Consider the following 22,489-nt stretch of genomic DNA (forward strand, 5'->3'; position numbering starts at 1 on the left):
TCTCTACCGTTCGTTCATGAGATCAGGCAGCACAACGACCGTCCCGGTGCCGGTTTCCGCCGTGTTCCTGGGCGTGGGGGTGGTCGTCGGCTTGGCCGCGCGCACGCCGGCGTGGACCGCGGCGGACACCAGGGTGAGCCAGGCGGTGCAGTCGCTGCGCGGTCCGTGGCCGACCACCGTGGCGCAGGTGCTGAACGTGGGCTTCGGCAACGTCGTGGGCACGGTCCTGGCCGCGCTCCTCGTCGTGGGTGTCGCAGTCTCGGGACGGAGGCGCGCGGCCGCGGGCGTGCTGCTGGTGATCGCCGCGGGGTGGGGTGTGGGTGCGCTGGTCAAGGTGGTCGTCGCCCGTCCCCGGCCCCCGGCCATCCACGCTCTGGTGCGGGAGCTCGGCCCTGACAGCTTTCCCAGCGGTCACGTGTGCCTGACGCTGTCGCTGGTGGTCGCCGTGGCGCTGCTGGCCAGGAGGACCCGCCTCTTCTGGCCCGTTGTGGCGGCGGGCGGCGTGCTGGTGGCCGGTCAGATGACGGCGAGGGTTTATCTCGGGGCGCACTATCCCACCGACACCCTGGGCTCGATCATCCTCACGCTGGCCGCCATCCACTTGGCCGCCAACGCGCGACGGCCAGTGCGATGGCTCGCTCGACGGCTCGGGGTGTTCCTGCTTCGCGCGGGCAACCGCCGCAGGGCGCGCCGGGCCGGGCCGCCCAGCACCCGGCAGGTGAAGATCCTCCTGCTGCACGCGTACGGCATGGGCGGCACCATCCGAACCGCCTTCACCCTCGCCGGCAGCTTGGCGGCCCAGCACGACGTCGAGATCGTCAGCGTCACCAAGACCAAGGACGAGCCCTTCTTCGAGACCCCGCCCGGCGTGCGCGTCACCTTCCTGGACGACCACACCGCCCGCCGACCCCGCGCCGCCCTGCTCACGCGGCTGCTCCGCAGCAGGCTCATCCCGCGGCAGGAGGCCGCCTACGACAGGTTCGACCTGCGTACCGACCTGGCCCTGCTGCGTTTCCTGCGCGGGCTGCAGAGCGGCGTCCTGATCACCACGCGACCCGGCCTCAACCTGGCAGCCGCCTTGCTGGCCCCACCCGGCGTGATCACGATCGGGCAGGAGCACACCGGCTTGGCTTCCCACCAGCCGGCCGTCCGGGACCTGATCGCCCGCAGGTACGGCAGACTCGACGCGCTCGTCACCCTGACCGAGACCGATCTGGGCGCCTACCGCGTGGCACTGGGCCCGCGTACACCGCGGCACCTGCTGCGCATCCCCAACGCCACGCCGCCCCTCACCGGCGGCCCCTCACCGCTGAGCACCGAGACCGTCATCGCGATCGGCCGCCTGGCCAAGGTCAAGGGTTTCGACCTCCTCCTGCGCGCCTGGGAACAGGTCAGTGCCGCCCGCCCCGGCTGGAGGCTGCGCATCGTCGGCTCAGGACCCGAGCGCGCCCGCCTGATCAAGCTGGCCGGCGAGCTCGGCCTGGCCTGCACGGTCGAGTTCCCCGGCCCTTGCCGGGATGTCGGCGCCGAACTCGACGACGCCTCGATCTTCGTGCTCAGCTCCCGCCGCGAAGGATTCCCGATGACGGTCCTGGAGGCACTGAGCAAGGGCGTGCCAGTGGTCGCCTTCGACTGCCCGCACGGGCCGGGCGAGATCATCACGCACGGCCACGACGGGCTCCTCGTCCCGCAGCAGCACGTCACCGCCCTGGCCGCGGCGATCGGGCTCCTCATCGACCACGAGACCGGGCGCCGCACGATGGGCAGCGCCGCGCTGACCACCTCACAGCGCTACACACCCGAGGTCGTCGGCCGGTGCTGGGAGGAACTGCTGGCCGAGCTGGAGGCGGGCCGCTGATCGGTCACAGGTCCGCGCGGCACCGTCATCGCCTCAGCGAGCCCGCTCACGAGTCAAAGCAGCGCGCCCGGGCGACGTAGACCTGTGCTCAGAACCTCGAGGAGGGGCGTGTCCAGCAAACGGCGGAGCGCGCCTGCGCCTGCTGTGCCTCATCGCGCGCGGTGCTGGGTGAACAGGGCTGCCACGGTGTGGTCGCCGACCCTGGCGGCTTGCCTGGAATAGCCAGGATACGTCTGCCGATTGCTGTAGATCTCACCGCCGAGCGCCTCGCGCACGTTCGCCCTGAAGATCACCCCTCCTCGCGCCCGCGAAATCTGCGGCCGGATCCGCTCACCATGGCGTCCGGATGGTGTTGCCAGGTGCGGACGTTGCCGCCTGACCAGCGGTCCAGTAGTTCGGCGTCGTGGCTGATGGCCAGCACCGCGGCGCCGGTGCGTTCGCGGTAGGCCTCGATCCTGGTGACCAGGTGGGCTTGGGTGGAGGCATCCAGCATGGTGGTCATCTCGTCGCAGATGAGGTAGCGGGGTTCGAGAGTGAGGGCGCGGGCGACGCAGGCGCGCTGCAGTTGGCCGTCGGAGACCTCGCGCGGGCGGCGGGTGAACAGCTCGGGGGTGAGACCCATCTCCTGGGCCAGCTCGTCGGCCCGGTCAAGGGGGCGGCGGGCAGCGCGCAGCGGTTCGGCGATCACGTCCAGGAGGGTGAGGCGGGGGTCCACGGCGAGCCGGGGCTGCTGGAAGATCAGGCCGATCGAGGTGCGCTGCGGGGCGCGGTGCCGCCAGCGGATGATCGGCTGCCCGTCCAGGGTGAGCGTGCCGGCGGACGGGCGCAGCAGCAGGGCCAGGACGCGGGCGAGCGTGGACTTGCCGCATCCGCTCGGCCCGGCCAGGCCGAGTGTCCGGCCTGGCGTCATGGTCAGGGAGACACCGTCCAGGACCTGGTGGCGGCCGTAGGAGAGGGTGATGTCGGCGGCTTCAAGCATGGTGGCAGGCCACTTCGTTCAGGACGGGTTGCTCCTGGCACAGCGCGCTGGCTCGGGGGCAGCGCGGCTGGAAGGCGCAGCCGTCGGGCAGGCGGGTGAGCTCGGGCGGCTGGCCGGGGATCGGGGTGAAGGCGCGGGTGGGCAGCGCGTCCAGCAGGCCTTGTGCGTAGGGGTGGCGGGGGCGGCCGAAGAACGCCTGGGCGGGGGCGTGTTCGACGATGCGGCTGGCGTACATGACGGCGATGTCGTCGGCGACCTGTTCGGCGGCGCGTAGGTCGTGGGTGATGAGCAGCACCGCGCGGCCTTCGTCGCACAGCCGGCGCAGCTCGGCCATGGTGGTGTCGACCAGGGGGCGGTCCAGGCCGGTGGTGGGCTCGTCGGCGAGCAGCAACGGCGGGTCGCCGGCCAGGGCGAGGGCGTTGGCGACGCGCTGGGCCATCCCGCCGGAGAGTTGGTGCGGGTAGCGGTCGAGGTCGGCGGGGTGCAGCCCGGCGCGCCGGGCGAGCGCGTCGGGGCTGTCGGTACGGCCCAGCTCGCGCAGCGTCTCGGCGAGCTGGGCGCGGGCGGTGCGGACGGGGGTGAGGTGGGCGGCGGGGCTTTGCGGGATGAGGCCGATGCGGCGGCCGCGTACCTGCCGGGCGAGGGTCTTCTCCGGCGCGGCGATCAGGTCGAGGGAGTCGAGCCAGGCATGCCCGGTCACGGTGGCGTTGGCGGGCAGCAGGCCGAGCAGCGCGTGGGCCATCACGGACTTGCCGCAGCCGGACTCCCCCACCAGCGCCAGGCAGCGGCCCTGCCGCAGCGTGAAGCGGGCGTCGGTGACGGCATGGACTACGGCGCCGGGGAGCCGGAAGCGTACCGACAGCCCTTCGACGTGCAGCTTCACAGGGCCAGCTCCGATCTCCTGCGCGGGTTGGCGCGGTCGCGCAGGTGCTGGGCCAGCGCGTAGATCGCCAGGGTGGGGGTCAGGATGAGCAGGCCGGGGAACAGGCTGGACCACCAGTCGCCCGCCAGCAGCGACCGCTGCCCATCGTTGATCATGTTGCCGAGCGAGGCCAGGTGAGCGGGCAGGCCCAGGCCGAGGAAGCTGAGCGCGGTCTCGTGCCAGATGGCGTGCGGGACCATCAGCACCGTGGCCAGCAGCAGGTGCGGCGCCAGGTTGGGCAGGAAGTGCCGCCGGATGATGCGCAGCCGGGACGAGCCGCCCGAGATGGCGGCGTCGATGAACGGCCGGCCGCGCAGCGACAGCACCTCGGAGCGGACGATGCGGGCGGCGGTGGTCCAGTGGGTGAGGACCACCGACACGATCACCGCGATCGGGCTGGGCGCGAACAGCGCCACGATGAAGATGCCGAGCAGCAGGTGCGGCATGGAGTTGACGCCGTCCACCACGCGCATCAGCAGCCGGTCGAGCGGCCCGCCGGCCGCGCCCGCGGCCAGCCCGACCAGGCCGCCGATGCTCACGCTGACCGCCGCTGCGACCAGGCCGACCAGCAGCGAGACGCGCAGCCCGTAGATGGAGCGCAGCAGCACGTCCCGGCCGACCTCGTCGGTGCCGAACGGGTGCGCCAGGGACGGCGACAACCCGGCCGCGCGCAGATCCACCAGTTGCTCATCCAGACGGACCACCAGGGGCACCAGCACGACGGCCAGCACCAGCACCGCCAGGGTGAGCAGGGCGAGAAGGTGGCGGCGGGCGGACCGACGAGCAACCCGGCCGGATCCGATCAGCCTGGCCCGCCGCCACGTCTTGGTGTCGCGGCCCGGGGCCGCCGGTGTGGTGGTCATCAGCTCACCCCCAGCACGCGCACGCGCGGGTCGGCCACCGTGTAGGCCAGATCGGCCACCAGATTGCCCAGCAAGACCGCCACGGTGGCCAGCAGGGTGAGCGCGGCCAGCAGCGGGAAGTCCACCGCCAGCGCCGCCTTGATCGTGGTCCCGGCCACCCCCGGCCAGGAGAAGACCGCCTCCACCAGGATCGCCCCCGTCACCAGTTCCGGCACCCGCGCTCCCATGATGGTGATGAACGGCAGCAGGGCCGAGCGCAGCGCGTGCCGCAGCAGCACCGTCCGCTCGCGCAGCCCGCGCGCCCGCGCCCCGGTGACGAAGTCCTCGCGCAGCACGCCGATCACCGACTCGCGGACGAACAGCAGCAGCCACGACGCCTGCGAGAAGGCCAGCACCGCCACCGGCAGCACCAGGTGCCGGGCCAGGTCGGGCAGCGTGATAGTGGCCGAGCCGGCGTCGGTCAGGCCGCCCGCGGGCAGCCAGCCTAGCCTGACCGCGAACAGCCAGATCGCCAGCAGCCCGATCCAGAACACCGGGGCGGCCTCGTTGGCGAACGCGGTTCCGCTGATCAGCCGGTCCAGCCAGGAGTCGCGCCGCCAGGCGGCCAGCGTCCCGAGGGCCAGCCCGGCGGCCAGCATCAGCACGAGCGCGCAGCCAACGACCAGCAGGGTCCAGCCGAGGCGTTCGCCGATCACCTGGGCGACCGGAAGCCGCAGCGACCGGGATTCTCCCAGGTCGCCGCGGAGCAGGTGGCCCAGCCAAGTGGTGTACTGCTCGATCAGTGGCCGGTCCAGCCCCCAGTTCGCCCTGATCTCAGCCTTGATGCGCGGGTCGGTGACCATCGCCCGTTCGCCCAGGTACTGACGTACCGGATCGAACGGGGACGCCTTGGCCAGGGCGAACATCGCGAACGTGACGGCCAGCAGCAGCGGCACCGCGAACGCCAGCCGCCAGGCCACGATCTTCAGCCAGGTCACGAGGCGGGCTTCCACTCAGGGACAGTGTTGAACAGCCCGCCGGTGGCGTGCTCGTGCGCCTCCACCCCGACCGTGATGCCCGACCAGTTGCCGCGGACCACGTAGGTGTGCTTGAGGAAGACCAGGTACACCCAGACCTGGTCGTCGCTGATCCGCTGCTGGAAGGCGTCGTAGACCTTCTTGCGCGCGGCCGGGTCGGACGTCTGGCGGCCGGTGTCGAGCAGTTTGTCCACTTCGGGCACCTTGTAGCGGCCGGGGTTGAAGGAGCCCTGGCCGATGTAGGAGGAGTGGAACAGCTCGTAGTTGATGTAGTCCGGGTCGTACGGGCTGCCCCAGCCCATGATCAGCGCGTCCTCGGCCATCCGCGGGTAGATGGCGTCCCAGTCCAGGCCGGCGAGACGGATGTCGATGCCGATCCGCTTGGCGTCCGAGACCATGGCCAGCGCCAGCTCCTTGCGCAGCGAGTCGCCCGCCGGGTACATGAGGGTGAAGCGGGCGGGCGTGCCGTCCTTGGCCCTGATGCCGTCAGAGCCCGCCTTCCATCCCGCCGCCTCCAGGACCTGGACGGCCTTGGCGCGCTCCGGCGCAGCCGAGCCGGTCACGGCCGGGTTGTGCCAGTCGGTGCCGGGCACGATCGGGCCGAAGGCGGGGCTGCCCGCGCCGGCCAGGATCGCCGAGACCATCGCGGCCCGGTCCACGGCCAGGTTCAGCGCCTCGCGGATGGCCACATCGCCGGTCACGGGCTGTTCCAGCGGGAACATCACGCCCCGGTAGTCGGCGCTGGGGGCTTCGTACACCGTCACGCCCTGCTGGTTCCTGAACTGCGCCACCGCCTTGGGCGGCAGCTCGGTGGCGGTGAACTCGCCGGCCGCCATGCGGGTGGCCCGCGCGTTGTCGTCGGCCGTGTACGCCAGCACCAGCGTCTTGATCGCGGGCCTGGTACCCCAATAGCGATCGTTGGCCTTCAGCGTGATCTTGTCACCCTTGGCCCACGACACGAACGTGTACGGTCCCGTTCCGACGGGATCGCTCTTGAGGTCCGAGCCGTCCGGCACGATGCCGAGCGTGGCGCGCTGCAGGATCGCCGCGTAGGGGTACTTCAGCCGGAACACGACCGTGCGCGCGTCCGGCGCCTCCACCTTCTCGATGGCGGCGTAGTCGCCGCGGATCGGCGAGTTGTTGGCCGCCTTCAGCAGCTGCCCGTAGGTGTAGGCGACGTCGGCGCTGGTCAGCGGCTTGCCGTTGTGGAAGGTGACGCCCTGGCGCAGCGTGAAGGTCACCTGCGTCCCCTCGACCTCGGGTATCGCCTCCGCCAGAGCCGGTTGCAGCTTCAGATCCGGGGTACGGCGCACCAGCCCGTCGTAGAGCAGAGAGCCGCCGTCCGGCGCGAACCCGAGCACCGGGCTGAGCGAGTCCGGCTCGGACCCCAGGCCCAGGACGACGGTGTCCTGCGCCTTCGGCGTCGTGGACTGTGTCGTGGGCTGCGTCGGGGCCGAACAGGCGGTGAGCGCCACGAGCATCGTCCCGAACAGGGCTGATCTGCACTTCATGCGGCGACCTTAAAGCGAGATTATGGCTATTGCAATAAACTTGCAATAGCTGGGCAGGCGGCGCCTTCATCGAGTGCCGGACGACTCCTGTTCGCCACCGGGGGCCGCGCCGGATGCCCTAGTTGCATGTCGTTTGCAGAAGCCTATGATGTGCAGGTCTGCTGCTGATCACCAATCCGTGACCGCGAGCCCGACAGGAGTGGTTCACGATCGAGGTACGCCCGCCGGACGTGTACGCCGACCTCGGGGAAGTCCTGCCCCGGCTCGGGCTGCGCAGGACGGTGCCGCGCCTGCTGATCCTGGACATCCTGCGCGAGCAGGCCACCCACCTCAGCGCCCTGCGCCTGCACACGCTGGTGTCCTCACTGTGCGAGACGATCAACGTCTCCACCGTCTACCGCAACGTGAGCGTGATGACGCGGCGCGGCGTGCTACACAGCATCGACCACGCCGGCGAGACCCTCTTCGGCCTGGCCGTGGCCCCACACCATCACCTGATCTGCCGCCGCTGCGGCACGCTCGTCGAGCTGCCCGCCGATCACCTGTCCGAAGCGGCAGCGGCGGTGATGGCGTGCAGTGGCTTCGCGATGGATGCCGACGGCCAAGTGTTGAGCGGACACTGCCGCCGCTGCAGGCATGCCTGAAGGTAGTTGCGGAACTATGGTTGTTGCGAGTTATATGCAAGTAGGAGTTGTGGAGGAGAGACCGATGGGCGACTACACCCTTCCGGATATGCCGTACGACTACGCGGCGCTGGAGCCCGCGATCACCGGCGAGATCCTGGAGTTGCACCACGCCAAGCACCACGCGGCCTACGTCAAGGGCGCCAACGACACCCTGGAGAAGCTGGCTGAGGCCCGTGACAAGGGCGAGTTCGGCGGGCTGGTCGGGCTGGAGAAGACGTTCGCGTTCAACCTGTCCGGCCACGTCCTGCACACGATCTTCTGGCAGAACCTGTCGCCCGACGGCGGCGACCGCCCCGACGGCGAGCTGGGCGAGGCGATCACCGAGCACTTCGGCTCCTTCGACGCCTTCAGGAAGCAGCTCACCACCGCCACCGCCACCGTCCAGGGCTCCGGCTGGGGCGTGCTGGCCTGGGAGCCGCTCGGCCGCCGCCTGGTCGTCGAGCAGGTCTACGACCACCACGGCAACGTCGGCATGAACACCACCCCGCTGCTCGTCTTCGACGCCTGGGAGCACGCCTACTACCTGCAGTACCGCAACGTGCGCCCCGACTACGTCGAGAAGCTGTGGGGCCTGATCAACTGGAACGACGTCATTGCCCGCTACGACGCCGCCCGCGGCGCCAAGTAGCCCCGATGCCGGCGACGCCCGCCTGGCCCGAGCTTGGTCCGCGGGGCCAGGCGGGCGCCGCCCCTTGCGAGATCCGGTTCATCCCGCCGGGCGAGGTGGACAGCCTGTTGGCCGCCGTGGCGGAGGTGGTGGCGCAGGTCTTCACCCGCCCGCCCTGGACCGAACCATGGCAAGCAGCTCGCGCGGTCGCCGAACGGCTCGCCGCCGACCCGCTCAAGCCGGGCTTCACCCTGGCAGCCGCGTTCCAGGGCGATCAGCCGGGCATGCAGGGGCACGGCCTCGGGGTCGGCCTGCACGACGCGTTGTTGTCCGCCTCCCCGGGCGCGTCGTGGTGGCTGACTACACATCCGCGAGCGGGCGCGGCGCTCGGACTGTATCTGGCGGGTGGCGGCGCTGCTCACGGTGGGGACCGGCACGGCGATGAGCATCGCGGTGCCCCCTCCCGTGAAGGCGGCCCTCCGGCAGGCGCAACCTGGCGACCCATGTGCCTCCGGGTCGAGAAGCTCGGATCTAGCCCTGCCCTCGCTCGTCGGCCGAACTCCTACACCGCCTTCATGCTGTGTGCCGGCCTTGGCGAAGCGTCGCCATGGGCGTCGATAGCGTGGCGCACCTGGACCTACGCTCAGGCCCCGTCGTCGAAGAACGTGCGGCCGGTGGGATCCTGTCGCGAGCAGGAGGCGGATCGGTCACAGGTCGCGCAGCACCGTCAACGGCGGGCGGCGGGCGGCGCGTACCGTCGCCGCCCCGGCCGCCAGCAGCGCCGCGACGCCGAGGACCGCCAGCACGGCCAGGTAGGCCCACGGCACGGCCAGCGCGTCGGGAGGCGGGTCGAACACCCCGCTGAGCACGGCGACCAGCATCCTCGACAGCGCCCACCCGCACAGCGCCCCGAACACGGCCGCGGCCACCCCGACCAGCGCCACCTCCGCCCACACGAACGAGCCCAGCTGCCGCGGGGTCGCCCCCAGCACCCGGGCCAGCGCGTAGGTGCGGCGACGTTCGGCGAAGCCGAGTGCCAGCAGCAGGCCCGTGGCCAGGGCCGCCAGCGCCAGCGCGTAGCCGAGCTCGATGGTGGTCAGACCGGCCAGGTCCACGGCGGTCAGGCTGCTGCCGACGACCTGGCGGCTGGTCTCCACGTCGGTGACCTTCGCCGTCGGCCCGAGCCTGCCGCGCAGGTCGACGGCGACCTGGCTGGGCCGGGTCCCGTCGGTGCTGATCAGGTACGTGGTGTCGGCGGGCATGGTGCGGGCCAGGTAGGAGGCGTTGGCCACGAGGAAGCTGTCGCGGGGCGCGGTCGGGAACTCGGTGATGACGCCTGCGTAGTGGAAGGGGACGGTCCTGCCGTTCTCGGTGCGCAGCCGCACCTGGTCGCCGAGGTGAAGCTGGAAGTCGTTGACGGTCTCCTGGCTGACCAGCAGCGCGTCAGGTTGCCGGGCGAGCCGGTCGAGGATCTCGCGGGCGGTGCCGCCGGAGACGTAGGCGTCGTGCAGGCGCACGGTGGAGGGGCGGATGCCGTACAGGTCCTGTAGGTCGGAGCCGACGTAGGCGAAGCGGTGTTGCAGCGGCTCCACCCGGGCGACGCCGGGCACGGCCGCGAGCTGCCCCTGGGTGGCGGTGGTCTGGGAGACGGTGACGTCGGCGCCGTTGGTCAGCTCGGCGTCCACCTGGGCTTGCTGGCGGTAGGTGGTGTCGAAGACGGAGGTGGAGACGGCGAAGGCGACGGCCAGCGCGGCCAGGGTGGCCGTGCGGGCGAGTGGCGCGCGCTGGCGCGTCAGCATCGCCGAGACGGTGCCCGCCAGGCCCCCGGTCAGCGGCCGCACCGCCCAGGTGATGGGCATCGTCCTGGTCAGGCGCCAGATGAGCAGGCCTGCGCCGGTCCACAGCAGGGCCGGGCCGGCGAAGGCCCAGTAGTCGACCGACAGCTGGGGCAGGCCCTCGGGGACCAGGACGAGCTGGTAGCCGTTCTTGCTGGTGATCCAGAAGATCACCGCGGATCCGGCCAGCAGCCACAGGTCCAGCCCGTACCGCAGCCAGGCGGGCGAGCGGCGCGCCGCGCCGACCGGGCGGCGGGCGGCCGCCACGGTGGTGGCGCGCAGCGCGGCCGGCAGCACGGGCGGCAGCACGGTGACGGCCGCGACCAGCAGTCCCAGGGCGGCGGCCCACCACGACACGTTCGCCGATCCGAACAGCGCCCGCCCGGCCAGCGCGGCCAGCCCCAATCCTGCCAGCGCTCCGGTCACGCCCACCAACGCGGTTTCGGCCAGCGCGAGCCGCACCAGCGTGCTCCTGGAGGCGCCCCTGGTGCGCAGCAGCGCCTGATCGGCCGTCCGCCGTGGTGCCCCGGCGCGGGTCACGAGGCCGGCGAGCAGGGCCGCGAGCACGACTGCCGGGGCGCCCAGGAACAGGAACAGCACTTGGGAGTACAGGGCGTCCTCGCGGGCGGCGTCCAGGGCCGCGCCGAGGTTGTCGCCGACCAGGCCGCTGCCGGCCATGCGCTCCTCCAGGTTGCGCGCCTGCCCGGTGACCGCGGTGTAGGCGGCGGCCGGGTCGGACGGCAGCCGGTGGTCGATCCGGACGTGGAACTGGGTGCGCACCCGGTCGCGCGGGACGCCGTCGAACAGCCGGTGCCAGTCGCCCTCCGGCAGCAGCAGTACGTTGTCCGGGGGCGCCTGCGGCTGCGCGCCAGGCGGTGCGCCGACGCGCTGGAACAGCGAGTCGGCGGCGGGCAGTTCCACCACCCCGGTGACCGTCACCTCCGCGTCCGGCAGCCCCGGGCGGCGCACGGTGACCTTGGCGCCGGGCTGGGCGTGCAGGTTGGCGGCGGTCTGCTGGGCCAGCAGCGGCCCGTTCGCGTTGCCGGCGAGCAGGCGCAGCTCGCCGGGGAAGGTGGCGGCATAGCCGGCGGGCAGGCCGAGGACCTGGCCCGCGCCGGTGGTCAGCGTCTGCCCGGCCTGGCGGGACTCCAGCCCGTCGATCCGGGCGAAGCTCATCCGCTTGGACGTGCCGGGCATCGGGACGGACACGGTCTGGCCGGGCTGCTGCTCGACCTGCCAGTCGACCGCTACCCGCTGGATCGAGCGGGCCGTCATGGTGGCCTTGGCGGTGGCCAGGAACGCGCCGAGCGCGGCGGGAAGTGCCACGGCGAGCGCGATGCCCGCCGCGGCCGCGGCCAGCCTGCCCGTCCGGCGGGCCAGCAGGCCGCGCAGCCAGATGAGGATCAGCATGACAGTGCTCCGTCGCTCATGGTCCAGGTGGCAGGCAGCCGCGCCGCGACCAGCGGGTCGTGGGTGGCGACGACGAGGGCCGCCTCCAGCCGGGAGGCGACCCCGGTGAGCAGGTCCACCACGTGGCGGGCCAGGCCGGAGTCGAGTTGCGCGGTGGGCTCGTCCGCGATGATCAGGCGCGGCTCGGCGGCCAGCACGCGGGCGACCGCGACGCGTTGCGCCTGCCCGCCCGACAGCTGTTCGGGCAGTGACGTGGCCAGGCCGGCCAGGCCGATCGCACTCAGCGCGGTCAGCGCCCGTTCCTTGGCTTCGGCGTCGCCGACGCCGGCGATGATCAGCGGTAGCGCGACGTTCTCCGCGACGTTGAGCGGGGTCAGCAGGCTGGGCCCCTGGAAGACCACGCCGACGTGGCCGCGCGGGTGGTCGTCGAGGGCGGGCCAGGTGATCCGGCCCGCCGTGGGCCGGTCGAGCCCGGCCAGCAGGTGCAGCAGCGTCGTCTTGCCCGACCCCGACGGGCCGGTGACCGCGACCTGCTGCCCTGGCCGCAGCTCGCAGGTGACGCTGTGCACGGCGACCAGGGCGTTCGTCCCCTTGCCGTACGAGCGGGCCAAACCTTGGCAGGTGACCAGCGCGGTCATGCCCGCTTCCCGGTCCTGCGCCTGCGTGGTCATGTCGCCCGGCCGTCCTTCAACTCCAGGACGCGGTCGGCCAGCCGCCGCACGGCCGGGCTGTGCGAGGCGATCACCACGGCGGTCCGCTCACCGGCCTGCCGGCGGATCAGCCGCAGCACGGGCCCCTCGGTGTGCTGGTCGAGCTCGCCAGTTGGCTCGTCGGCCAGCAGCAGCGCCGGACGGTTGGCCAGGGCCACCGCCAGCCCGGCGCGGGCCGCCTCACCCCCGGACAGCTCACTCGGCCACGCCCGCGCCCTGGCCGCCAGCCCCAGACCGTCCAGCAACTCATCGCGCAGGCGACGATCGCGCCGCCCCGCCACCCGCTGGGCCAGATCGACGTTGGCCGCGACCGTCAGGTGCTCGATCAGGTTGCCGCTCTGGAACAGCACGCCCACCAGCCGGGCGCGCAGCGCGGCCCGCTCGGCCTCCGGCCGGTGGCTGATGCGGTGACCGTCCACCCTGACGGTGCCGCCGTCCGGGTCGTCCAGCCCGCCCAGGCAGGCCAGCAGCGTGGACTTGCCCGACCCGGAAGGGCCGCTGACCAGCACGACCTCGCCCGCGGCGACATCGAGGCTGACGCCGCGCAGCGCCTTGGTCTCCTCATCGCCCGACCGGTAGAACCGGTAGAGCTCGTCGGCCTGCACGATCACGACGCCGTCCAGTGGAAGGAGTCGGAGACCGTGCGCCACGGGTCCACGTTGTCCGCGCCGACCGGCCCGGACAGGGTCAGGACCGCCTCGCGCCCGCTCCGGTAGAAGGCGTAGCGTTCGACCTCGTCCTTGACGACCTTGCCGGTGACCGGGTCGGGGCTGCTGTCGGCGCGGTAGACGATCCGCACGGCCTTGCCGCCGTTCCTTGCCACCGTGTCCACCGTGCGAATGTCACCGGTGTGCACCTGGCTCCTGACCGACGCCTCGGTCGGCGGGGAGGCGGCGGGCCTGGTCTCGATGCGGATGCTGTTGAGCTTGTCGGTGAAGCTCGCCCCGGTGGGCAGGTCCGTGCGCGCCCACCCTTCGGGCACCTTCACCTCATACGGTTGCCCGGGGTGCCGGTAGGCCACGAACATCGTGTCGTCCGGGATGTCGCCCGGCGGATTCGACTCCGTGGGCTGCGGAGCCGGGGTGTCGTTGCCCGCGGGCGCCTGTGCGTGTGTCTGTACCTGTGTCTGCGTCTGAGGCCGGGTCTGAGGCTGGGCCTGGGTCTGGGCGGGCATGGCTGACGAGCAGCCTGCCGCCAGCCCTGCCGTGACCAGGGCGATGACGCTCTGCCGTACCTTCATGTCTCCCACGCTAGGAACAGGCCGGCAAGCGTCCGCTCAACAACGGGTTAGCGGGGCGTTTACCTTCCATCTGCCACCCTGGAAGGGTGACAGCGCAGGGCGTGCCGCTGCGGCGGCGGGTGCTGGTGGTGATCGTCAGCGTGACCGCCCTTGCCGTCGCGCTCTTCCTGGTGCCCCTGGCGATCGCGGTGAACATTCTTTACCACGACCAGACGGTGGCCGCGCTGCAACGCGACGCCGCCTGGGTCGCCGCCGCCGTCCCCGACGAACCACGGGGGCCGTTGAAGCTGCCCACAGAAGTGCCAGGCGACCTGTCCATCGGCGGCTACACCACGGCCGGCGCCCGGCTGTCCGGCAACGGCCCCGCCCACTCACGCCTGGCCGCCTCCAGCAAGGACGGCCGGGTCCACGACGCAGTCGAGGACGGCTTCCTGGCGGTGTCCGCCCCCGTCCCCTCCGACGAGGGCCCCGCGCTGATCATCCGGGTGGCGACGCCGAACGCGCAGGTCGAGCAGCGCATCCATCAGGCGTGGCTGCTCATGGGCGGGCTGGCGCTGATCGTGATCGCGCTGGCCGCGGGCGCGGCCGTACGCCAGTCGGCCCGGCTCGCCGCGCCTCTGGAGCGGCTCACCGCCGCGGCGCAGGCACTCGGCGGCGGCGACTTCAGCGTCCGCGCCGCCCCCTCCGGCCTACGCGAAGCCGACCAGGCCGCACACGCGCTGGAGACGACAGCGCGCCGCCTCGGCGACGTGCTGGCCCGCGAGCGGGCCTTCAGCGCCGACGTCTCCCACCAGTTGCGCACCGGGCTGACCGGCCTGTTGCTCGGCCTGGAATCGGCGCTGTCCCGGCCCGGCACGGACCTGACCCCGGCGGTCCAGGCGGCGCTGACCAGGGGCGAACGCCTGCAGGAAGTCCTCGACGATCTCGTACGGCTCAGCCGGGACAGCCGCGCGCCCGCCGAACGCCTCGACGTGGACGCGCTGATGGAGGAGATCCGGCGAGAATGGCACGGCCCGCTGGCCCGGCAGGGCCGCCGCCTGACCATCACCGTGGAACCCGCACTGCCGCCGGTGACCGCCCAGCCCGCCGCCGTCCGGCAGATCCTGCGCGTCCTGCTCGACAACGCCCTGCGCCACGGCCAGGGAGAGGTCGCCGTCACCGTCTCCGACGTGGGCCCCGGCACGGCCGTCGAGGTCAGCGACCACGGGCCCGGCGTGGCCCCCGATAGCGACCCGTTCATCAGGTCCAGCGGACACAGCCACGGCATCGGCCTGGCCCTGGCCCGTTCACTGGCCGAAGCCGAAGGCGGCCGGCTGGTACTCAGCCGCGCCAGGCCCCCGCTGTTCAGCCTGCTGCTCCCCGGTCACGACGCCTGACGGCGGGGGCGGGTCATGGCTCGTAGCGGTAGCCGCGCCCCCGCACCGTGACGATCCGCTCCATCGGCTCGCCGTGCTCGGCCAGCTTGCGGCGCAGCGCGAACACGTGCACATCCAGCGTCTTGGTGGGGCCGAACCAGTTCACGTCCCACACCTCGTCCATCAGCTGCTCGCGCGTCACCACCTCGCCCGCCCGGCTGACCAGCGCCGCCAGCAGGTCGAACTCCTTGGGCCGCAACACCACCTCGTCCTGCCCGACATAGGCCCGCCGCGCGGGCAGGTCGAGCCGCAGCCGCCCGGCCGTCAGTATCCGGTCCCCTGGTGCCGGGCCGCGCCGCCGTAGGTGCGCGCGGATCCTGGCCATCAGCTCGGTCAGCCGGAACGGCTTGGTCAGGTAGTCATCGGCCCCCGCATCCAGCGCCACCACGACCTCGAACTCCTGCGTACGAGCCGTCAGCACGACGATCACCGTCTCCGGCACCCTGGAGCGCAACCGCCGGCACAGCGCCACCCCGTCCACATCGGGCAACCCCAGATCCAGCAGGACGAGATCCGGCCGATGCCGCTCGGCCGCCTGCAACGCCTCGGCCCCGTCCGCGGCCGGCTCCGCCTCGTAGCCTTGCGCGGCCAGCGCCTCGACCAGCTCGGACCTGATCACCAGATCGTCCTCCACGACCAGCACACATGCCATGCGGCCGATGGTATGAGCTGCGCTGCCAAGCCGGGCCGAATCATCGATGGCCACTCCACCGCGAAGAGGAGAGCTGAGCAGCCGTGCAGCAGGCGGCGGGGTTTCCTGGCATGAGGAAACGCCGGAGCCGGTGCGTTTCTCCACGCTACGAGGGGAAACGCACAATCCAGCTGAGCGCCGACGGCCGAGATGGCGAACAGCATCTGGCCCATCCTGCTGGGGTCGTAGACGCCGACGCGCGTACCCGACCCTGCATGCGACCTGTCACCGCACACGGCTCACCTGTCACCGTAACGTGAGCAGAAGAAGGAAGCAGGCCATTGCCTCTTCATCTCCATCTAGTCGTGGTCGGCTACCCGCTCCGCTTGGCGGCGGTGACCAGGCCTGATTCGTAGGCGATGATGACGAGCTGGGCGCGGTCGTGCACGTCGAGCTTCGACAGCAGGCGGCGCACGTGGGTCTTGACGGTGGCGACGCCGAGTCCCAGGTGCGCGGCGATCTCGGAGTTGGTCAGGCCGCGGGCGACCAGGGCCAGGACCTCACGCTCGCGTCCGGTGACCGTGGCCAGGTCGCGGGCGAGCAGCGGAGCGGCCGCGGCCGCGCGGGTGAACTCGGCGATGAGCCTGCGGGTGACCGTGGGGGCCAGAAGCGCCTCGCCGGAGGCGACGACGCGGATCGCGGCCAGCAGGTCGGCCGGTGGGATGTCCTTGAGCAGGAACCCGCCGGCCCCGGCGCGCAGCGCCGCGTACACGTACTCGTCCAGGTCGAAGGTGGTCAGGATGATGACATGAACGTCGGAAAGCGACGGGTCCGCCCGGATGCGGCGGGTCGCCTCCAGCCCGTCCACATCGGGCATGCGGATGTCCATGAGCACCACGTCGGGCCGGGTCCGGACGGCCAGCTCGACGACCTGCGCGCCGGTGGCCGTCTCGCCGACGGCGAGCATGTCGTCGGCGGTGCCGACCAGCATGGTCAGGGTGGCGCGCAGCAGCGGCTGGTCGTCGGCGATCGCCACCCTGATCACGGCGTCTCCTTCAGCGTGTACGGCAGCCGGGCCAGGACGCGGAACCCGCCCTCCGGGCGCGGACCGGCGGTGAACCGACCGCCGTACATGAGACAGCGTTCGCGCATGCCGACCAGCCCGAACCCGCCGCCGTCGCGCGGCGTCCCCCTGCCGTCGTCGGTCACCTCGACCTCCACCATCCCTGGCTCGGGTACGGTGACCCGAACCCGGCAGCCGGTTCGCGCGTGCTTCACCACGTTGGTCAACGCCTCCTGGACGATCCGATACACGGCCAGCCCCACCCCCTCGGGCAGGTCCTCGGCCTCGACCCGCAGGTCCACCTCGACCCCCGCGTGCGCGGCAAGCGCGTGCAGGTCCGCCGGCCGGGGCGCGGGCGCGGTGCCCGGGGCTCCGGATTCCGAGCGCAGCATGCCGAGCATCGCACGCATCTCTCGCATCGCCTGCCTGCCGGTGGTCTCGATGAGGTGCAGCGCCTCGCGCGCCTCCTGCGGGCGGCTCTCCGCGACGAGCCCGGCCACCCCGGCCTTCATCGTGATCAGGCTCATGCTGTGCGCGACGACGTCGTGCAGGTCTCTGGCGATCCGCAGCCGCTCCTCGACCCTGGCCCGCTCCGCCGTACGGGCAGCGTGCAGGTGTTGTTCGCGCACGGCCAGCCCGGCCGTCCAGGACAGCCCCATCAGGGCCAGCCCGAATCCCGCGCCGCCGAGCGCCTGTATCCATGACGGCCCGGCGGCGAGCAGGGCGGCGGTCACCGCGACGAGGGACCCGGCCAAGGCGGTGACCGCCCGCCCGCGTGGCTCCTGGGCGCCGACCGAGTACAGCACGAAGGCGACCGGCAGGTATGCGGACTCGACCCCCATGAGCAGTGCCGCGACCGCGGCGGCCAGCGACAGCGACAGCGCGGGCAGCGGCCACCCGCGCCTGGTCGCGACCGGCAGCGCGGCCAGGGCGGCCACAGCCACGGCCTGCGGCAGGCCCGTACTCAGCTGAGCCGCGGCTGCGAAGGCGGTGGCCAGCAGGAGCGCGACCGCCACGTCCAGGGCCACCCAGTGGCCGTGGCGCAGCCTGTGCACCACCAGGGTCTCGTTCACCAGCCGACAGTATCCACGCAGGTCACCCGCGGGGAAGCGACCTCGTCCGCGAGGAGGAGCGACGCTCCTGGGTAGCGTCCTGGGCTGAGGCGAGGATCCTTCCCCGGCGCGATGCCGTGCACCGGCCCGGACGACAGCGTGGAGAGCATGAAACGAACGACTCTCCTGATCGGCGTCGCCGCGCTCCTGGCCGCGACAGCAGGCCCGGCCGGCGCGGCCACGGCCCCGGTGCGGTTCGACCCGCCGTCCCCCACCGGTCCGCACAAGATCGGCACGGTCGCGCTGCACCTGATCGACCAAGCCAGAACCGACCCGTGGGTCGCCGGGCACCAGCGCGAGCTGATGATCAGCATCTGGTACCCGGCGCGCAAGACAGCCGGATATCCGCTCGCGCCGTGGCTCGGGCAGGCGGCGGCCGACCGCTACCTGCACGACCTCGGCGTCCCACCGGGAAAGCTGGTGCTGGGCACGACCGACGGGCACCAGGGCGCCCCCGCCGACCGACGCCTCGGGAAGCTGCCTGTCCTCCTGTACTCGCCCGGCGCCAACGCCTCACGCTCCTACGGCACCGGCGTGGCGGAGGAGCTGGCCAGCCGCGGCTACGTGGTGGTGACCATGGACCACACCTACGACGCGGCCGTCGTCGAGTTCCCCGGAGGCCGGGTCGCCACCAACCCCAAGGGTGAGATCACCGACTTCGTCAAGGCCGCCAAGGTACGCGCCGACGACGCCAGGTTCGTGCTCGACCAGCTGACCGCGCACCAGCTTCCCGCCGGGCTGTCGGGGGTGCTGGACATGCAGCGGATCGGGATGTTCGGCCACTCCCTCGGTGGCGCAACCACCTCCTCGGCCATGTACGCCGACAAGCGCGTCAAGGCCGGGCTCGGCCTCGACGGCGCGGTGCTCGGCCCCGTCGCCGAGGCCGGACTGGACCGCCCGTACCTGGTGGTCGACACCCCGGGCAAGGGCGGGCTGGCCACCAACCCGGTGCTGCAGACGTTCTGGAAGAACCTGCGCGGGTGGCGGCTCAACCTGACCGTCAAGGGCGCCGCGCACAACTCCTTCGGCGACGACGCCCAGTTCGTCAGAACGGTCGCACCCCTGGTTGGGCTGCCGAAGGACGAACTGGACGAGTCCGTCGGGACGATACCGGCGAAGCGGGCGCTGGCCTTCCAGCGGGCCTACCCGCTCGCCTTCTTCGACCGGTTCCTGCGCGGCAAGAAGCCGCCACTGCTGGACGGGCCGACGCCGCGCTTCCCCGAGGTCACCTACACCAGGTAAGTCAGCCACACCCCGCACCGGCCGGCGAACTCCGGTGCGCACTCTTCGGCAGTGCGCCTGCCGATAATCACATCCGCCCAGGTCATAACCCTGCGAGGGCTTCGCGTGGCGGCGCGAGCTCCGGCCACCCAGGAGAGGGAACCAAGTGCGGCATGATGATCGGCTGTGCTCCTTCGCCTGGCCTACCGGCCTTCGAGGAGGCTGAGTGCAGGAATTAGCGGTAGCGACCTGGGGCTTCTTCGCCTGTTAGGGATCCGTGACGTGATGGCCGGGGACCTCCTACCGCTCCAGCGAGCCGCCCCTGGGTTGATCAGTGGGTACGGGGGCGGGGTGCCAGGACCTCGGTGGCCTTGGCGATGGCCTCAGGTCCGGGTTTGACGTAGCGCATGGCGGTGCGGGGGTTCTTGTGCCGGGTCTTGCCCATGATGAGCTGCAAGGGGACCTCGGCCTCGCCGAGATGGGTGGCGGCGCTGTGGCGCAGCTGGTGCAGATCGAGGCCGGCGTACTTCTCCAGCAGGACGCGGGCGCGGTCGTAGCCCAGGCGGGCGCGGCCGGTGTGCGGGCAGATGTCGGCGGCCGCCGGGCGGCGGGCGGGGACGGGGCGGCGTTCGGACAGGAACAGCGGGCCGCGCGTGCGCGTGCTGCCGTCCGGGAGCCGGAGCAGGCGGGGCAGCAGGTGAGCGGTGCCGCTGTCCCAGTACACCCACTCGATCGAGCCGCCCTTGGACCGGACCGGGGCGCGGCGATGCTCCAGGTCGAGGTCCTCGACGTTCAGCGCCAGGATCTCAGCCGCTCTGGCCGCCGTTTCGTAGAGCATCCGCCACAGCGTCTTCTCTCGAAGCGGAACGTCGCGGCGTGACAGCAGCCGGTGGATCGTGCTCTTGGCGACCGAGCGGGTCTCGTCGACGTTCTCCTTGCGGCGTTCGGCCTCAGCCGGGACGGACGGGGCGGCCCAGTGCTTCTTGGTCTGGCACCAGAGCAGCCAGGAGGTGACAGCGGCGCGGTTGCGATTCCAAGTCGCCGGCGCGCATCGGCCCCACAGCTTGGTGAGCGCAGCGCCGATCTCGGCGTCGGTGACGTCGGCGAGCGGCCGGTCCCGGCCGAGCAGCGCGATGACGCGGTCGATGGCCGAGGCGTAGGCGCGGTGAGTGTTGGGGTTGGCTGTGCGCGGCGTGGCGAGAAAGGCGTCGGCGGCCACGGCAAGGCTGACGCCTTCCCCGCGCAGGGCGGTGACCTTCGGCACGGCGCTCATGCCGGCCGCCGCCCGGCGGTCGTGGCACCGGCCCGGGGGATGTACCGGATAACGTGCCGGAGTCGCGCACCGCCCCGGCGAGACGTTCTCCAGGTCGTCGCGCCGCCATGATCGCTCATGTACGTGATAATAGACCATTATCACGTACATCGGTTTGGCCACGCCACGCGGGGGGGCGTGTTGTGGCCGGTTGCGTTCCCCTGCCGCGGCCCGCTCGCGTCCACCATCACCAGCATCCGCAGGTTGCCCACATCCCCCGATGCCGCCGGCGACCGTCCGCACGGTGGCCTGGCGACGACCGCCGCCGTCACGCGCAGGACCGGCAAGCCCTCACCGACCTGATCAATCAATCAGCGCAGCAGCAGGAAACCGATCCTGGCCGGCATCTGACCGCCTGGGAAGCGCCCGACCCTGGGCCTGCCGGCCTGTGACCACCCGCCACGGCACCCCCCGGTCTTGGACGGCTGGGGGCCGGCGGGAACAATGCGGTGCCATGAACACGGGGCTGCTGGTGATCGTGATGGTGGCCGCGACGTTCGCCACCGCGGCGCTGTCGGCGGTGGCTGGGTTCGGCGGCGGCGTGCTGCTGTTGCCCGTGTTCGTCGCCGTCCTGGGCCCCCGGGACGCCGTGGCGGTGCTGACCGTCGCGCAACTGGCCAGCAACGGCAGCCGGGTGTGGTTCAACCGGGCCGAGGTCGACCGCCGTCTGGTCGGCATCTTCGCCATCGGGGCGGTCCCGGCCGCGATCGCCGGCGCGCTGCTGTTCGCCACTGTCCCACTGACTGCGCTGACTCGCGTCATCGGGGTGTTCCTGCTGGTCATGGTCGCCTGGCGGCGCTGGCGTCCGCACGCGGCCCGGCTGGATGACAAGGCCTTCGCCGCTGTCGGGGCGGCCTCAGGTTTCGGCTCCGCGCTGGTCGGCTCGGTCGGGCCGATGGTCGCCCCGTTCTTCCTGGCCCGTGGACTGCTGCGCGGCGCCTACATCGGCACCGAGGCAGCCGCCGCGGTGGTGATGCACCTGACCAAGCTGGTCGTCTTCGGCGCCGCCGCGGTGCTGACCGCCACCAGCGCCGCCACCGGACTGGCCCTGGCCCCCGCGAGCGCGGCCGGCGCCTGGGCCGGCAAGAAGATCGTCGACCGATTGCCCGCCCACGTGTTCGTGCTCCTAGTCGAGGCTGGGCTGATCGCTTCCGGGCTGCTGCTGGCTATCACCGGTGGCTGACCTGCGCATCTAGGGCCATCTCGGACGTGAAGACGTCCGTGGTGGTGAGGTGGGCAGGCGCAGCCGGTCTGCTCGTCTGTCTACTCTGATCGGCATGACCCAGGAAGAGGCTGCTGTCCCCGCGCGTGTGGTGCGCTCGCTGCCATCAGCCTTCGCCGCCGGCGCGGCGGTCGGCGTGCTGGGCGGCATGATCGGCCTGGGCGGCGCCGAGTTCCGGCTCCCGCTGCTGATCAGCCTGTTCGGGTTCGCCGCGCTGGCGGCGGTCATCATGAACAAGGCGATGAGCCTCATCGTCGTCCTCACCGCGCTGCCCGCCCGGCTGGCCGCCGTCCCCGCTGCCGAGCTGGCCGCGCACTGGAGCGTCGCGGTCAACCTGCTGGCCGGAAGCCTCCTCGGCGCCTGGGCGGGAGCCTCCTGGGCGGTGCGGATGCGCACCGCCACCCTCTACAAGGTGCTCGCGGCCCTCATGGTGCTCATGGCCGCCGCCCTGGTCCTCACCCACACCACCAGCCTGGGCGCGCTGGCCCTGCCCGGCCCGGCGCAGGCCGTGGCCGGAGTGGCGGCCGGGTTCGGCATCGGCGTGGTCGCGGCCATCATGGGCGTCGCCGGCGGCGAACTGCTGATCCCCACGATCGTGCTGCTGTACGCCGTCGACATCAAGACCGCCGGCAGTCTGTCCCTGGTGGTCTCCCTGCCCACCATGCTGGTGGCCTTCGCCCGCTACAGCCGCGACGGCAGCTTCGCCGTCCTGGGCGCCAACCTGCGCTTCGTCGCCGTCATGGTCGCCGGCTCCATCACCGGCGCTCTGCTCGGCGGCCTGCTGCTCGGCGTCATCCCGGACCTGGTACTCATCCCCATCCTGGCCGTCGTCCTGCTGATCTCCGCCGTCAAGATGGCCCGCCACACCTGATCTCT

Annotated in this window: 20 protein-coding genes; 7 read left to right on the forward strand and 13 right to left on the reverse strand. The window is 72.1% G+C overall.

Going from position 1 to position 22,489, the window contains the following annotated elements; translation table 11 throughout:
• The first annotated feature begins 16 nt into the window (after window positions 1-16).
• Complete coding sequence (locus OIE67_RS19930; RefSeq protein WP_326642459.1) at window positions 17-1,858, forward strand: glycosyltransferase; 1,842 nt, start codon at window positions 17-19, stop codon at window positions 1,856-1,858.
• Window positions 1,859-2,147: 289 nt separating this feature from the next.
• On the opposite strand, the gene OIE67_RS19935 is transcribed toward OIE67_RS19930, so the two are convergent.
• Genes OIE67_RS19935 through OIE67_RS19955 form a run of 5 tightly spaced genes read right to left on the reverse strand, consistent with a single transcriptional unit; the run spans window position 2,148 to window position 7,149 of the window.
• Window positions 2,148-2,837: an ABC transporter ATP-binding protein gene (locus OIE67_RS19935; protein WP_326642461.1), complete on the reverse strand. Its 690-nt coding sequence runs from the start codon at window positions 2,835-2,837 to the stop codon at window positions 2,148-2,150.
• Complete coding sequence (locus tag OIE67_RS19940; protein WP_326642464.1) at window positions 2,830-3,720, reverse strand: ABC transporter ATP-binding protein; 891 nt, start codon at window positions 3,718-3,720, stop codon at window positions 2,830-2,832. Before OIE67_RS19940 ends, OIE67_RS19935 begins: the two co-directional genes overlap by 8 nt.
• On the reverse strand, window positions 3,717-4,622 hold the full coding sequence (locus tag OIE67_RS19945; RefSeq protein WP_326642466.1) for an ABC transporter permease: 906 nt from the start codon (window positions 4,620-4,622) through the stop codon (window positions 3,717-3,719). The genes OIE67_RS19940 and OIE67_RS19945 overlap by 4 nt, the downstream gene beginning before the upstream one ends.
• Window positions 4,622-5,614, reverse strand: coding sequence for an ABC transporter permease (locus OIE67_RS19950; protein ID WP_326642468.1), 993 nt, complete (start codon window positions 5,612-5,614; stop codon window positions 4,622-4,624). Before OIE67_RS19950 ends, OIE67_RS19945 begins: the two co-directional genes overlap by 1 nt.
• Window positions 5,596-7,149, reverse strand: a complete 1,554-nt coding sequence (locus OIE67_RS19955) for an ABC transporter substrate-binding protein (protein ID WP_326642470.1) — start codon at window positions 7,147-7,149, stop codon at window positions 5,596-5,598. The genes OIE67_RS19950 and OIE67_RS19955 overlap by 19 nt, the downstream gene beginning before the upstream one ends.
• Before the next feature lie 230 nt (window positions 7,150-7,379).
• Between OIE67_RS19955 and OIE67_RS19960 the strand changes: the two genes are divergently transcribed.
• Together OIE67_RS19960 and OIE67_RS19965 are read left to right on the forward strand one after the other, a co-directional pair.
• The gene (locus OIE67_RS19960; protein WP_326642472.1) at window positions 7,380-7,793 is read left to right on the forward strand and encodes a Fur family transcriptional regulator; all 414 of its coding nucleotides are present in this window, start codon (window positions 7,380-7,382) and stop codon (window positions 7,791-7,793) included.
• 64 nt (window positions 7,794-7,857) lie between these two features.
• Window positions 7,858-8,463, forward strand: coding sequence for a superoxide dismutase (locus tag OIE67_RS19965; protein ID WP_326642474.1), 606 nt, complete (start codon window positions 7,858-7,860; stop codon window positions 8,461-8,463).
• Between the two features lie 686 nt (window positions 8,464-9,149).
• Here the strand turns inward: OIE67_RS19965 and OIE67_RS19970 are convergent.
• Genes OIE67_RS19970 through OIE67_RS19985 form a run of 4 tightly spaced genes read right to left on the reverse strand, consistent with a single transcriptional unit; the run spans window position 9,150 to window position 13,637 of the window.
• Complete coding sequence (locus OIE67_RS19970) at window positions 9,150-11,687, reverse strand: FtsX-like permease family protein (RefSeq protein WP_326642476.1); 2,538 nt, start codon at window positions 11,685-11,687, stop codon at window positions 9,150-9,152.
• Window positions 11,681-12,358 (reverse strand): ABC transporter ATP-binding protein, encoded by a 678-nt coding sequence (locus OIE67_RS19975; protein ID WP_326642478.1) that lies wholly within the window; start codon window positions 12,356-12,358, stop codon window positions 11,681-11,683. Before OIE67_RS19975 ends, OIE67_RS19970 begins: the two co-directional genes overlap by 7 nt.
• A complete protein-coding gene (locus tag OIE67_RS19980) occupies window positions 12,355-13,047 on the reverse strand; it encodes an ABC transporter ATP-binding protein (protein WP_326642480.1) in 693 nt (230 codons plus the stop codon). Before OIE67_RS19980 ends, OIE67_RS19975 begins: the two co-directional genes overlap by 4 nt.
• Window positions 13,005-13,637: a hypothetical protein gene (locus OIE67_RS19985; protein WP_326642483.1), complete on the reverse strand. Its 633-nt coding sequence runs from the start codon at window positions 13,635-13,637 to the stop codon at window positions 13,005-13,007. Before OIE67_RS19985 ends, OIE67_RS19980 begins: the two co-directional genes overlap by 43 nt.
• Before the next feature lie 86 nt (window positions 13,638-13,723).
• Here OIE67_RS19985 and OIE67_RS19990 point away from each other — a divergent pair, with 86 nt between their 5' ends.
• Window positions 13,724-15,013, forward strand: a complete 1,290-nt coding sequence (locus tag OIE67_RS19990) for a sensor histidine kinase (protein WP_326642485.1) — start codon at window positions 13,724-13,726, stop codon at window positions 15,011-15,013.
• A gap of 13 nt (window positions 15,014-15,026) precedes the next feature.
• Here the strand turns inward: OIE67_RS19990 and OIE67_RS19995 are convergent, their stop codons facing one another.
• The 3 genes from OIE67_RS19995 to OIE67_RS20005 form a co-directional block, all read right to left on the reverse strand.
• Window positions 15,027-15,704, reverse strand: coding sequence for a response regulator transcription factor (locus OIE67_RS19995; RefSeq protein WP_326642487.1), 678 nt, complete (start codon window positions 15,702-15,704; stop codon window positions 15,027-15,029).
• A gap of 352 nt (window positions 15,705-16,056) precedes the next feature.
• The gene (locus OIE67_RS20000) at window positions 16,057-16,728 is read right to left on the reverse strand and encodes a response regulator transcription factor (protein WP_326642489.1); all 672 of its coding nucleotides are present in this window, start codon (window positions 16,726-16,728) and stop codon (window positions 16,057-16,059) included.
• Entirely contained in the window at window positions 16,725-17,819 is a 1,095-nt protein-coding gene (locus tag OIE67_RS20005) for a sensor histidine kinase (RefSeq protein ID WP_326642491.1), read from the reverse strand. The genes OIE67_RS20000 and OIE67_RS20005 overlap by 4 nt, the downstream gene beginning before the upstream one ends.
• 147 nt (window positions 17,820-17,966) lie before the next feature.
• Between OIE67_RS20005 and OIE67_RS20010 the strand changes: the two genes are divergently transcribed.
• Window positions 17,967-19,100 (forward strand): alpha/beta hydrolase family protein, encoded by a 1,134-nt coding sequence (locus tag OIE67_RS20010; protein ID WP_326642493.1) that lies wholly within the window; start codon window positions 17,967-17,969, stop codon window positions 19,098-19,100.
• A 310-nt stretch (window positions 19,101-19,410) separates the two neighbouring features.
• On the opposite strand, the gene OIE67_RS20015 is transcribed toward OIE67_RS20010, so the two are convergent.
• Entirely contained in the window at window positions 19,411-20,352 is a 942-nt protein-coding gene (locus tag OIE67_RS20015; RefSeq protein ID WP_326642496.1) for a tyrosine-type recombinase/integrase, read from the reverse strand.
• A gap of 493 nt (window positions 20,353-20,845) precedes the next feature.
• On the opposite strand from OIE67_RS20015, the gene OIE67_RS20020 reads away from it, so the two are divergent.
• Together OIE67_RS20020 and OIE67_RS20025 are read left to right on the forward strand one after the other, a co-directional pair.
• Complete coding sequence (locus OIE67_RS20020) at window positions 20,846-21,574, forward strand: sulfite exporter TauE/SafE family protein (RefSeq protein ID WP_326642498.1); 729 nt, start codon at window positions 20,846-20,848, stop codon at window positions 21,572-21,574.
• A gap of 94 nt (window positions 21,575-21,668) precedes the next feature.
• Complete coding sequence (locus OIE67_RS20025; protein ID WP_326642500.1) at window positions 21,669-22,484, forward strand: sulfite exporter TauE/SafE family protein; 816 nt, start codon at window positions 21,669-21,671, stop codon at window positions 22,482-22,484.
• Window positions 22,485-22,489 lie beyond the last annotated feature (5 nt).

Source organism: Nonomuraea fuscirosea (genome assembly GCF_035917475.1).
In the GTDB taxonomy this organism is placed as follows: domain Bacteria; phylum Actinomycetota; class Actinomycetes; order Streptosporangiales; family Streptosporangiaceae; genus Nonomuraea; species Nonomuraea fuscirosea.

Coding starts and splice junctions, on each gene's coding strand:
- OIE67_RS19970 (WP_326642476.1), bottom strand. CDS start 11,687: ATGCTGATCCTCATCTGGCTGCGCGGCCTGCTGGCCCGCCGGACGGGC.
- OIE67_RS19945 (WP_326642466.1), bottom strand. CDS start 4,622: ATGACCACCACACCGGCGGCCCCGGGCCGCGACACCAAGACGTGGCGG.
- OIE67_RS19955 (WP_326642470.1), bottom strand. CDS start 7,149: ATGAAGTGCAGATCAGCCCTGTTCGGGACGATGCTCGTGGCGCTCACC.
- OIE67_RS20010 (WP_326642493.1), top strand. CDS start 17,967: ATGAAACGAACGACTCTCCTGATCGGCGTCGCCGCGCTCCTGGCCGCG.
- OIE67_RS19995 (WP_326642487.1), bottom strand. CDS start 15,704: ATGGCATGTGTGCTGGTCGTGGAGGACGATCTGGTGATCAGGTCCGAG.
- OIE67_RS19930 (WP_326642459.1), top strand. CDS start 17: ATGAGATCAGGCAGCACAACGACCGTCCCGGTGCCGGTTTCCGCCGTG.
- OIE67_RS19985 (WP_326642483.1), bottom strand. CDS start 13,637: ATGAAGGTACGGCAGAGCGTCATCGCCCTGGTCACGGCAGGGCTGGCG.
- OIE67_RS20020 (WP_326642498.1), top strand. CDS start 20,846: ATGAACACGGGGCTGCTGGTGATCGTGATGGTGGCCGCGACGTTCGCC.
- OIE67_RS19935 (WP_326642461.1), bottom strand. CDS start 2,837: ATGCTTGAAGCCGCCGACATCACCCTCTCCTACGGCCGCCACCAGGTC.
- OIE67_RS20015 (WP_326642496.1), bottom strand. CDS start 20,352: ATGAGCGCCGTGCCGAAGGTCACCGCCCTGCGCGGGGAAGGCGTCAGC.
- OIE67_RS20025 (WP_326642500.1), top strand. CDS start 21,669: ATGACCCAGGAAGAGGCTGCTGTCCCCGCGCGTGTGGTGCGCTCGCTG.
- OIE67_RS19965 (WP_326642474.1), top strand. CDS start 7,858: ATGGGCGACTACACCCTTCCGGATATGCCGTACGACTACGCGGCGCTG.
- OIE67_RS19975 (WP_326642478.1), bottom strand. CDS start 12,358: ATGACCACGCAGGCGCAGGACCGGGAAGCGGGCATGACCGCGCTGGTC.